This is a genomic window from Planktothrix sp. PCC 11201 (assembly GCF_900009135.1).
GTDB lineage: Bacteria > Cyanobacteriota > Cyanobacteriia > Cyanobacteriales > Microcoleaceae > Planktothrix.
In genome coordinates, this window is record NZ_LT797701.1 from 857526 (window position 1) to 870470 (window position 12945).

7 protein-coding genes are annotated in these 12945 nt (G+C 38.7%); all 7 read right to left on the reverse strand.

The features are described 5' to 3' along the window. Positions 1–221: 221 nt before the first annotated feature. The 7 genes from PL11201_RS13945 to PL11201_RS13975 all read right to left on the reverse strand — a co-directional run bounded on the left by PL11201_RS13945 (position 222) and on the right by PL11201_RS13975 (position 12824). A complete protein-coding gene (locus PL11201_RS13945) occupies positions 222–1007 on the reverse strand; it encodes a COG4705 family protein (RefSeq protein WP_234996695.1) in 786 nt (261 codons plus the stop codon). Between the two features lie 314 nt (positions 1008–1321). Further along, complete coding sequence (secA, locus tag PL11201_RS13950) at positions 1322–4105, reverse strand: preprotein translocase subunit SecA (protein ID WP_079679486.1); 2784 nt, start codon at positions 4103–4105, stop codon at positions 1322–1324. A gap of 101 nt (positions 4106–4206) precedes the next feature. After that, positions 4207–5967, reverse strand: coding sequence for an ABC transporter ATP-binding protein (locus PL11201_RS13955; RefSeq protein WP_234996701.1), 1761 nt, complete (start codon positions 5965–5967; stop codon positions 4207–4209). Positions 5968–6077: 110 nt separating this feature from the next. Beyond that, the gene (locus tag PL11201_RS13960; protein WP_079679490.1) at positions 6078–7517 is read right to left on the reverse strand and encodes a diguanylate cyclase domain-containing protein; all 1440 of its coding nucleotides are present in this window, start codon (positions 7515–7517) and stop codon (positions 6078–6080) included. Next, positions 7507–9444: a response regulator gene (locus tag PL11201_RS13965; RefSeq protein ID WP_079679492.1), complete on the reverse strand. Its 1938-nt coding sequence runs from the start codon at positions 9442–9444 to the stop codon at positions 7507–7509. Before PL11201_RS13965 ends, PL11201_RS13960 begins: the two co-directional genes overlap by 11 nt. Before the next feature lie 61 nt (positions 9445–9505). Next, on the reverse strand, positions 9506–9895 hold the full coding sequence (locus tag PL11201_RS13970; RefSeq protein WP_079679493.1) for a response regulator: 390 nt from the start codon (positions 9893–9895) through the stop codon (positions 9506–9508). 178 nt (positions 9896–10073) lie between these two features. Further along, a complete protein-coding gene (locus tag PL11201_RS13975) occupies positions 10074–12824 on the reverse strand; it encodes an ATP-binding protein (RefSeq protein WP_079679495.1) in 2751 nt (916 codons plus the stop codon). Positions 12825–12945: the final 121 nt, after the last annotated feature.

Consider the following 12945-nt stretch of genomic DNA (forward strand, 5'->3'; position numbering starts at 1 on the left):
ATACCTAAAAAATAATTATTGATACAACCTGAAAATATAGATTTCGTTATTAATTTAAGGTACTGAACCCAGATCAGTCTGATCGGTTAACGGTTGCTCTCAGAGAGAACTAGAAATATAGGATAACACGGCAAGGGGAAAACGAGTATGGCTTTCCTTTGCCGTGTAAAAACAGCCTTTCTTGATATTAGGACTTACCCAAGGACAAAATAATTGTATTGTTACTCATTATTAGATAGCTTCGCCCAGGTTATTCCTCTATGCTTGAGGGTTGTGTACAGAATACAGGCTGCCAGTATTGATAAAAGAACGATGGATGAGCCGATGGTTCCATAACCGAGGCCACCTTTTTCGTGAGATTTGGTCAGAAAATCTCCCAAGGTTGCACCAAAGGGTCGGGTGAGAACAAAGGCAATCCAAAACAACGCAACTTTGGAGATGTCGGTAAAATAATTCGCTGCTAACACCAAGCCAATCAAACTACCAATTAAGAGTGCCCCTCCGGCAAAGCCGAGACCGGAACTATCGGCAAGAAAATCCCCCAAAGCCGTACCTAAAGTATTTGAAATGAGAATAGCAGTCCAATACAATATTTCAACTTTAAGGGTATTGATATTGTTAACGGATAGAGTGCCAAAACTAAATTTCCAGAACGCAAAAATAGCTAAGAGAATGGTAATTAAAATTAGAGATCCCGTGGCGTAGCCGAGCCCTAACGTCCGATCCATGTAATCTGATATCGTTGTACCAGCGGTGCTAGTTGAAAGGATGACCGTCCAATACAATAATGGGTTATAGCTTTTCGATACTAATTGAATCACAAGAGTGACTAAAAATATCCCAATCAAGATCAAAGAACTAGCCGCATAGCCCACATTAAGTGTCATGGATAAAAGATCACCTGCTGTTTCTCCCAAAGTCGTTGCACATATTTTCATAATCCAAAAGAGTGCAGTGATATGGGGGATTTTACCCATGCCTGTCCCGACTTGCTGTTGAGCAACCATACTATTAATAAATAATCTCAATTGTTAATCTTATTATTCTGTCATATTCATTGTGAAGCGGGCTGTTTTCTAAGTAAACTCTTACCTGAATTGTTTCCGACTTAATCAGGGATTAAAATTCTTTAATCTGGATCACTTTTCCCTGAATTCTAAATAGAAAAAACACCTGGGAGTCTGGCCGAGTTTCGACCCCAAGTGCTTTTTCTTTATTAATCTCACTCCTCACACTCCTCAAATATACACGATTATTTGGGGATGTCAAGGAAAAACTGAAAAATAAAATTTCCAGCCAGGATCAAAAACACTTCAAATCCTTAGACAACAGACGGTTGAGGCTGGAATTGGAACATGGAATAGATGACGTTTCGGCGAATATCGGTCATCATATCTAAGAACAATTCATATCCCTCGCTCTTATATTCAATTAAGGGATCTTTTTGTCCATAACTCCGTAAACCGACGGACTCCCGCAGCGCGTCCATTTGTTGTAAATGTTCCCGCCATAAGGTATCAATTTGTTGGAGAATGAAGAAGCGCTCCGCTTCGCGCATTAACCCGGCTCGAATTTGATTGACTTGGTTTTCCTTGAGATCATAGGCATTGCGTAACTGTTCATGCAGGAAGGTTTTAATTTCATCTACGGATAAATCCATCAATTGTTCGGCGGTCAAATCCGCTAAAAGATAAACAAATTCCTTGGCTTTCACCACCAAATTTTCTAAATCCCATTCTTCCGAAGGTAAGTCAGGATTAATATAGGCTTCCACGATATCATCCATGGTTTGTTCGCCGTATTTAATCACTTGTTCTTTCAAATCTTGCCCTTCCAAAACCCGTCGCCGTTCAGCATAAATTGCCCGCCGTTGGTTGTTCATTACCTCGTCATATTCAAATACCTGTTTACGGATATCGTAATAGTAGGTTTCAACTTTTCGTTGGGCATTTTCCAGCGATCGGGTTAATAATTTAGACTCAATGGGCATATCTTCATCCACATTAAAAGCATCCATTAATCCGGCAACTCGATCGCCCCCAAAAATCCGTAATAAATTATCCTGTAAACTCAGGAAAAACCGCGTGGAACCCGGATCACCCTGTCGTCCAGCCCGTCCTCGCAATTGATTATCAATCCGGCGGGACTCATGGCGTTCGGTTCCGATCACATGGAGTCCACCATATTCCACCACCTCGTTATGTTCCCGTTTAGTGAAGTTTTCGTACTCATGAACGATCAAGTTATAGACCTCGCGCAATTTTTGAATCACCGGGTCAGTGGTGGGAGCTTTTTCCGAAGCCACCGCTAATAAATCCTCCGCCTGTAACTCGGGTAAACTGCGTTCTCCATGAACTCCCACGGCAAAATCAACCGCATCTTTTAGTTTTTGTTCGGTGGATTTGGATAATTCGGTGGGGAATAATTGGGTCGAAACTTTCCAGGTTTTGGATTTTTTACTCTGATCAAATCCCTGGGCGGCGGGGCGACGGCTACCCGATACTCCAGCAATTACTAATTCCCTTTCATCATCGGGTTTAACAATTTTCGGCATCAAATACTCGCGCATTTTTAGCCGTCCCATAAATTCCGCATTTCCCCCCAAAATAATATCTGTTCCCCGTCCGGCCATATTCGTAGAAATGGTCACAGCCCCTTTGCGTCCGGCTTGAGCAATAATTTCCGATTCCCGTTCTACGTTTTCCGGTTTAGCATTTAATAAATTATGGGGAATTTTGCGTTGTTGTAATAAATTCGAGAGAATTTCTGATTTTTCGACACTCGTTGTTCCGACTAAAACCGGGCGCCCTTCTTTATGTAAATCCGCACATTCTTCAGCAATGGAAGTCCATTTTCCTTCTTCAGTTTTATACACCACATCGGGTAAATCTTCCCGTCCGGTAATGCGGTTGGTGGGAATAATCGTAACTTGCAGCTTATAGATGCGCTCAAATTCGGCTTCTTCGGTTTTGGCGGTTCCGGTCATCCCCGATAATTTCGGATATAACAGGAAGAAATTCTGATAGGTAATGGTGGCTAAAGTTTGGGTTTCCGGTTGAATATCCACCCGTTCTTTAGCTTCAATGGCTTGGTGTAACCCGTCACTCCAACGACGTCCGGGCATCACCCGTCCGGTAAATTCATCCACGATAATGACTTCCCCATTACCGATAATATAGTTGACGTCTTTAATAAATAATTCTTTGGCTTTTAAGGCATTAAAAACAAAGTGCGCCCAAGGATCATTCGGGTCATATAAATCTTGAACTCCAAATAGTTCTTCCGCCCGGGCAAACCCTTCATCGGTCATCAAAACATTACGGCCTTTTTCATCGACTTCATAATGTTCTTCTTTTTGCATCATTTGGGCAACTTCTGCCGCCCGCATATATTTTTGGCTGGGACGTTCCACCTGACCAGAAATAATTAAAGGAGTGCGGGCTTCATCGACTAACACCGAGTCCACTTCGTCAATAATGCAATAGTTAAACACCCGTTGCACCACTTCATCCATGGAGGTCGCCATGTTGTCCCGCAGGTAGTCAAACCCCATTTCACTGTTTGTCCCGTAGGTAATATCACAGTTATAGTTTTTCTGCCGTTGGTCGGGACTCATTTCTTGCTGAATCAGCCCCACACTCAGCCCCAGGAAGCGATGGATTTGTCCCATCCATTCCGCATCCCGTCGGGCGAGATAATCGTTAACGGTGATGACGTGAACCCCCTTTCCAGCCAAGGCGTTCAGGTAGGCCGGAAGGGTGGAAACTAGGGTTTTTCCCTCCCCGGTTTTCATCTCGGCAATTTGCCCTGTATGGAGAATAATCCCCCCTAGGAGTTGGACGTCAAAGTGTCGCATCCCCAAAACTCTCTTTCCGGCTTCCCTGACAACGGCAAACGCTTCTGGGAGAATTTCATCCAGGATTAGGTTTTCCTCGTCTCGGTTTTTGGCTTTGGCTAATTTTTCTTTAAATTCTCCTGTCTTGGCCCGCAATTGTTCATCCGAGAGGCTTTGAATTTCTTCCTCTAAAATGTTGATATCCGTGACAAGAGGCTGATATTTTTTAAGTTTACGCGCATTCGGATCACCTAACAGAGCTTTTAACATGGCAAGAGCAGGATATGGTTACGAAAATTTATAGTTTTGAATAAATCATTGTTGATTCTAGCATTTCCTGGCTGCATCTGGTTCACCTGACACTGAAGGCCCTAATTTAAGCCGGACTGTACCCGCCATAAACCCGCATAAATACCCGGTGCTTCTAAGAGGTTTTCATGGGTTCCTGACTCAACTAATTTTCCCTGTTCCATTACATAAATACAGTCGGCATTTCTAACCGTTGAAAGCCGATGGGCGATCGCAATTGTTGTTCGATTTTTGGTAATCTTTTCTAAGGAGCGTTGAATGGCGGCTTCGGTTTCATTATCTACGGCCGATGTGGCTTCATCTAAGATTAAGATGGGAGGGTTTTTTAAGACAGCCCGGGCTATAGCAATTCTTTGTCGCTGTCCCCCGGATAGTTTCTGACCTCGTTCTCCGACAATGGTCTCATATCTATTGGGTAAATCCCGAATAAATTCATCGGCTTCGGCGATTTTTGCGGCTTCAATAATATCAGTTAAGGACGCATCAAAACTACCATAGGCAATATTTTCGGCAACGGTTCCATGAAACAGAAAAACATCCTGACTGACTAACCCAATAGCTTTGCGTAAATCCTCTAATTTCAAACGGTTTAATTCGATGCCATCTATCGTAATTACCCCAGCATTAATTTCATATAACCGCAATAATAATTTCACCAAGGTACTTTTTCCCGACCCCGTAGCACCCACAATGGCAATGGTTTTTCCGGCGGGAATTTTCAGGGATAAATCTTGAATAATCTGATTGCGATTTTGATAGGAAAAATATACGTTTTTAAATTCTATTTCTCCTCTAACTGAAACGACAGGTAGGGCAATATCCCCCGGATGAATTTCTATCGGAGTATCCAATAAATTCATCACCCGGTTAATAGAAGCCATCGCCCGTTGATATTGATCAAAGGTATCTCCCAGGCGGGTTAATGGCCATAATAACCGTTGGGTAATAAATACTAAAACGCTATAGGTTCCGACGGCTAAAGCCCCAGAAGTGACCTGTAAACCGCCTAATAGTAAAGTAGCAATAAATCCAAATAAAATTAAACTTCTAATTACCGGAACATAGGCAGAAGATAGGGTAATTGCTCGGCGATTACTTTGGCGATAGGCTTCACTATGTTCGGTAATTCTTTGGATTTCATACTGTTCGGCGGTAAAACTTTTAATAGTCGTAATACCACCCAAATTATTTGCCAGTTGTCCATTCAGTAACCCCACTTTTTCCCGGACATCGGCATAACGGGGGGCGAGTAATTTCTGGAACCAAACCGAACCCCAAACAATAAACGGCATCGGTAACATTGCCCACCAAGCCACAGTTGGTGCTAAAATAAAGAAGGCTGCTCCAATTACAATTACCGTGGTAATGACTTGGATAATTTCATTCGCCCCCATATCCAAAAACCTTTCTAACTGGTTAATGTCATCATTTAAAATTGACATTAAACCGCCACTACTGCGTTCTTCAAAATAGGCTAATTCTAAGTTTTGTAAATGTCCATAGGCATCTAATCTGAGATTATGTTGTAAGGTTTGGGCTAAATTTCGCCACAATACTTTATAGGCATATTCAAAAACCGATTCTAAACTCCAGATAATTAAGCTCAAAAACGATAACATTAACAATTGATTAAACGCCCCTTGAATCCCCCACTGGGACAGGAAGGAAACCTGGGGGTTAATTACCACATCAACGGCCCATCCAATTAATACCGGAGGGGCTAAATCAAAGACTTTATTTAAAACCGAATAAACCGTTGCTAACCCAATCGTTTTTTGATAGGGACGAGCATAAACTAGAAACCGTTTTAAGGGATGATTCAGTTGAGACAAGGGACAATCCTAAAATTACGACATCTCTATTCTATAGTAATCGGTAATCAATTTATTCCCTATTGCTTATTCGTAATTCTTAATTCGTAATTCTTAATTCCTTAAATCGATTGAGTCACAATCCGATTTCTCCCTTGTTGTTTGGCTTGATATAAGGCATCATCTGCCAATTTAATTAATAATTGTGAGGAGTTTTTTTCCGTTGGAACTAAAGTTGATATTCCTAAACTAAGGGTGAGAAATTCACTGACTTGGGATTGGGAGTGGGGAATATTTAACTCCCGAATGGCGTTCTGAATTTTTGTGGCTATTTGTAAGGCTTCGACTAAACGGCTTCGGGTCATAATCACCACAAATTCTTCTCCCCCATAACGGGCGAGTAGATTTCCGTGGGATTGAATCACTTGGTTAATAGCTTTAGCGACTTTTTTAAGACAATCATCTCCTTCTAAATGACCATAGGTATCATTGTAGGCTTTGAAATAATCCACATCAGATAAAATTAAGGAAATTGGTTGCTTATCCTGTTTATTTCTCAGCCATTCTTGATTTAAAAACTGCTCAAAACAATGACGGTTAGCAATTTGAGTTAACCCATCTAATCTAGCTAAACGAGATAGGTCTATTTCCATCTGTTTTCGTTCGGTGATATCTCGAATCGCAATAGAAAATCCATCCCCAAGTTTTACGGCAATAAAATGATACCAACCTTGATTATTTTTGCCTTTATAAAAAATATCCTCAATCAGAGGGACTCCAGTTTCTACTAAATTAACAAATTTTTGAAATAGATTAATATCTATTTGTTTTAACATTTTTTTTAAAATAATTTTACCCTGTAAATTATATCGTTCTCTGCTCAAAAGTTGGCTAATAACCGGATTAATGACTAAACACCGAAAATCCATAATTTCTCCATTTGTGGGTTCTCTCACCGACTGAAAGGCTGCAATTCCATCCATGGAAGTATTTAAAACACTTTGAATTAAAGCGCGAGATTGATATAAAATTTCCTCGGTTTCTTTGCGTCGGATAATTTCTGCTTGTAATTCTTGTTCTTTAACTAAACGTTGTTGAATTTCGATTTTTAAGCGATGTTCCTGGGCTTGACGGTATCTAATTTCGGCTTGTAACTGTTGTTTTTGTCTTTGAATGGTAAACTGAGTTTCAATCCGGGCAATAACTTCTTCGACTTGAAAGGGTTTACTAATATAATCAACCCCCCCTACTTCAAAGGCTTTGACTTTATCCCAGACTTCGTTTAAACCACTAATAAAAATAATTGGAATTTCCTCAGTCTGAGGATCACTTTTGAGTTTGTGACACACTTCATACCCATCCATATCCGGCATTTTAATATCTAATAAAATTAAATCCGGTGGTGAAGATTGTATGGCTCTTAAGGCTGACGTTCCATTAATCGCTTGACGAATTTTATAGCCTTGGTGTTTAAGAATTTCTGATAAAACTCTTAAATTTTCAAGTTTATCGTCTATAATTAAGATTCCACCGTGATATTTTTTTTGGTCTCTAATATTCATTAGCTTTGATTTTTTGAATAAGATTAAAAATTTGGTCAATCCTATAATTACAGACTAAATCGGTTAAAGCCTGGGATAGACCTGCCTGTTCCGAAGGGATTTCTTGAATTAAATCTAAAACTAAATCATAATCTAAATCAATACTCGCTTGATACAGTTCCTCAACCCAAACGGAGGGCATTTTGTTAAAGCTCTCATGGGTGAGAATAGAATTGGGGGGTTTGAACAGGTTTGGGGCGGGTTCACCTGTATAAATGTACTCAAGACCTAGATATTTTTCCATCATCTCAAAAATATGAAATTCCCGAAAGGGTTTTCTGATAAAATCATCACAACCCATCGCAAGAACCTGGGCTGTTTGTTCTTCTAAAACACTCGCCGTAACCGCAATAATCACCGTGGAACTGCCCTGGGAATCACTTTTAATCTGTTTTGTAGCTTCTGAACCACTCATAATCGGCATAATCATATCCATAAAAATTAAATTCGGTTTCCACCCTTGAAAAATTTCTACAGCTTCCCTTCCATTGGCAGCTTCTTTTAATTGAAATCCCAAGGGTTGAAGCAATTGGATTAATAATTTACGGTTAGAAATTTTATCATCAACAATTAATATTTTATAGACGGGTTGATCGGCAACTAAACCGATGACTTGCTTGGGATAAAGTTGATGGGATAAATCAATATTTTCAATGGATTTAGCTTTAATATCAAAGGTAAAGGTTGTCCCAATACCAACTTTAGAATTAACTTGAATTTCTCCCCCCATCAGTTGGACAAATTTCTGAGTAATTGATAGACCTAATCCGGTTCCTTCATCGGCTTTTTTTCCCGTTTGGGTCTGTGTAAAGGCTTGAAAAAGCTGATTCATTTCTTCGGGTTCAATTCCAACTCCCGTATCTTTGACGACAAAAATAAGTCGAATTTGTGGGGATGCAATTGGCTCACAAGCAACACTTAAATCTATGCCACCTTTTGAGGTAAACTTGAGAGCATTATTGAGTAAATTAATTAAAATCTGACGCAGTTTGATTTGATCCGTACAGATATATTCAGGGACGGTTTCGGCACAGGTGAATTTTAAAAATAAGTTCTCATTTTCCGCTTTCAGGGAAAACATATCCTCTAAATCTTGAAACAAATGATACAAATTAAAGTTAGTCTCATTTAAGGTTATTTTGCCCGCTTCAATTTTAGCTAAATCTAATAGTTGGTTAATTAAATTTAATAAGTGTTCACCACTTTGTAAAATGATCTTCACTTGTTCTTGATGTTCGGGAGAAAGGGTTGTGCTTCGATTCATTAATTGAGCAAAGCCTAAAATTGCATTCAGGGGCGATCGCAATTCATGACTCATATTTGCTAAAAAGGTACTTTTAGACTGGTTTGCAACTTCAGCAGCCTGTTTTGCCTGTTCTAATTCTGCGGTTCGTTCAGTAACTTTGTGTTCTAGGGAGATATTTAATTGTTGTAATTCTATATTTAATTCTTGTAATTTTTGATTTTGTTCTAAAAGTTGTTGTTCTTGAGTATAGCGTCTTAATGCTTCTTGAACCGTTAAAATTAGGTCGGTTTCATCCCAAGGTTTGCTAATATAACGATACAAACTTGCTTGATTTACTACGTTACCCACCGATTGAATATCCGCTTGTCCGGTTAACATTATTTTTAACATTTGAGGATAGTTTTGATGCAATTCAATTAATAACTCATCTCCCTGCAATCCTGACATGATTTGATCGGAAATGACTAATGCGACTTCCAACCCTTCCTGGTATAATTCGGCAATCACTTCTAAGGCTTCTTCGCCACTTTCTGCTGATTCTAATTCATAATTTTGAGGTAAATGCCGTTTGAGTTGTTCTTTGAGACTTTCTAAAATAACGGGTTCGTCATCTACACATAAAATTGCCAATTGTTTATTCATAAAAAGGGAAGTGAGAATTACGAATTACGAATTACGAATTACGAATGGGTAATAACCTGACTTATCCTAATGCTGATGCAATGGTTTGGGCTAATTCTTCTTCTGTCCAAGGTTTATAAATACAGCGATATAAATTAGCGTATTTTTGAGCCCGTTTGATGGCTTCTTCATCCGCTTGTCCAGTTAACATCACTTTGATAATTTTAGGAAAGCGACGATGAACTTCAATTAAAAATTCATCGCCTCGCATTTCTGGCATTAACCAATCAGAAACAATAATTAAGACTTCAATGGCTTCTTGTTGTAAATCTTCTATAATATCTAAGGCTTCCGGGGCACTTTCTGCCCCTTCATAGATATACTCATTACCAAATTTACGTTTAAGTTGTTCTAGGATACTTTCTAAAATAAACCCTTCATCATCTACACAAATAATTGCTTTTTCTACCATGTTTTTATATCCTTGATTTTAATTAAGAGTTTTGGTATTAATTTTCAAACGGGTATCGGCATGGGTCGATTCTAACATAAACAGGACTTACGCAAAACAACCCTATCTAGTAGGGGCGAACGGCCGTTCGCCCCTACAGATGGTGTATAATTGGGTATTCTGCGTAAGTCCTAATAAATTATGAAACTAGGCCGTTATCAGCTTCAGATCGAGGCAAACAGAGGGTAAAAGTTGTAGTTCCAGGTTGGCTTTCAACAGCGATCTCTCCTTGATGTTTACTAATAATTTTTTTAACAATATCTAATCCTAAACCGCTCCCTTCTCCTAGGGGTTTAGTGGTAAAAAAGGGTTGAAAAATTCGCCCTTGAATTTCAGAGGGAATCCCACAACCAGAATCCGTAATTTTAATTATAAACTCGGTTTCTTTTTCCTCAACTAAAATTTTCAGGGTTCCCTGACCATTCATGGCTTGAATACTATTATGAATTAAATTTGTCCAAACCTGCATTAATTCATCGGGATAACAGTTAAAGGGATGGTTAATTTGATAGATTCGAGTTACTTCTATTCCCCGTTTAAGCTGATTATGATAAAGTTCTAAAACCGTATCAATTCCTTCTGTAATTAATACGGATTGCTTTTTTTCACTATTATCATAACGGGCATAATTTTTGAGGGCAAAAACGACTTTAGAAGCTCGTTCTATGGCCGTAATCATCGTTTGATTATTGCGTTGAAGTCGCGCGAGATTATAAGTTAAATTTAATAACCATTCTTGTTCAGGATGTTGCAGAATGGGTAAAAATGATTCTGGATGATCATAAATCCCAATATCCACTAAGATATCCGCCATTTTTCGATAGGATTCGATGTGATAATCTTTTAGTATTTGAGTTAATTGACGTTTATATTCGCGCTGTTGCCGGGTAGAAACTTGTTGAGAATTATTTCGCGATCGCTCTAATAAACTAAAAAACACAAATTGTAGGTCAGGATTGAGTTTTTGAGAGAGTTTAGGTAGTTCAACTAAAGATTCAATTAGAGCTTGATTATTATTATTGATAGAGGCTTGAATTGCCCCTAATGGCGTATTAATTTCATGGGCGATGCCTGCTACCAATTGTCCTAAAGCTGCCATTTTTTCCGATTGAATCAGTTGACTTTGAGCCGTTTGTAACTGTTGCAGTGTTTGGGATAATTCCTTGGTTCGTTCTTTGACTTGACGTTCTAAGGTTTGGTTATATTTAGCTAAAATTTGTTCGGCTTCTTTGCTGGAGGTAATATCAGTAATTGTGCCCACATATCCGGTAATTTCTCCTTGATTATTGCGTTCAGCTAAGGCTTTTCCATAGACCCAAATACTACTTCCATCCGGTCTAATAAAACGATATTCGCACTGAAAAGTCACCCCTTCTTGGAGAAATGCTAACCAACTCGAAAGGGTATGATCTCGATCTTCGGGATGAATTGTTTTTGTCCAGCCCATCCCCGTCGCTTCCTCTGGACTAAGACCGATCATTTCAAAGCTTTGGTCATTGCCATAAATACAATTTCCTTTAATATCTGTGCGAAAAATTCCTACAGGTGCCGCTTTTGCTAAACTGGCATAACGCTGTTCACTAATTTGTAAGGATTGATTCAGTTGTTGCATTTGAGTTAAAGTGGTTTGCAATTGCTTGATCATATTATTAAAAGAGCGAGTCAGTTCTCCTAATTCATCTTGGCGATTGGTTTCTAAGGGTTGATCCCATTGTCCGGCGGCAATATTTTTTGAGGACTGATTCAGTCGAATAATGGGTAATGTCACCCATCTCGCGGTTAAAATACCAATAATAATTGCCATCATTAAAGTTAATAAACATAATAATAAAGTAGTACGATTATTGGCTTTAATTTGGTCTAAAAAATCATTTTCAGGAACAACTAAAATGATTAACCAGCCCAATTTTTTGTTGTTAGCGAAAGGAATAACATTGAGAAAATGTTTTTCTTGATTAATAGAAAAATCAAATTTTGTGGGAATAGAAATATCATTAATATTTTTAAATTTTGTTAATAAATGTTCTGTTGCGGCTTTAGTGACTTGATTGTGGCTGGCTGTTGCTAAAAACAGTTGATTTTGATCTCCAACTTTTCTAAAGGGTTGCTCTCCCGTGGAACTTGCTAACAAATGACCTTGAGGATCAATAATAAAAACCTGTCCGGTTTTTCCGATATTTAAGCCTTTAAGAAAAGCAATAATTTGATCTAGTCGGAGGGTTGCTAATAAGATACCTTCGATTTCTTTGTTCTGATTATAGATCGGTTCTAATGCACTAATTAATAAGCTGGGTTCTAACATAGAAACAAAGACATCACTCCAACTAGATCGACCTTCTCGTAAAACCTTTAAGTAAGTGGGATGCTGACGTAAATTATAATCTTTTTTAATTAATTTACCTTGATTTCGATTTCCCTGAGCATCGAGCTTGAAAGTATAGAAATTATTGCCCACCTCATCTCCGACAACATTAACTTGAAGATCCCCATTTATGAGTTTTTGCCCCGACCGTTGTTTATTTTGATTGGTCGCAATGCCAATAAAGGTAATATCGGGATAAAGTTGAACCTGTCGCCAAAGATATTTTTCCCAAGGATATAAATTATTTGTGTTTAAAAAACCTAATTTAATTTGATTAGAATTAGTTTGGTTGATCTGTTCGGGAGTTTCTAAGAAAAACTGTAAATTTTCCTGAACCCGTGTACTGACTTGATTGATTAATTGTTGGGCTAAATTTTCAACGTCTTTTTGTCCATTTTTAAAGGAAAAATAACCCACTAATCCTACTGTAGCGGTAATTTGTATGACAAACGGTAAGATTAAAACCGTTCTTAAGGGGAGTTTACCGATGGTTTTGGTTAGTAATTGATTCGGGGGTGGAAGTAACATTATTTTTATAATAACTATTAATAATAGTCAGGGGATACCCATTGGTGTCAACTTAAGCCGAAAATCTGTGATTATAGTCAAGATTAGATCCCCCTAAATCCCCCCTTCGGCAAGCTCAGGG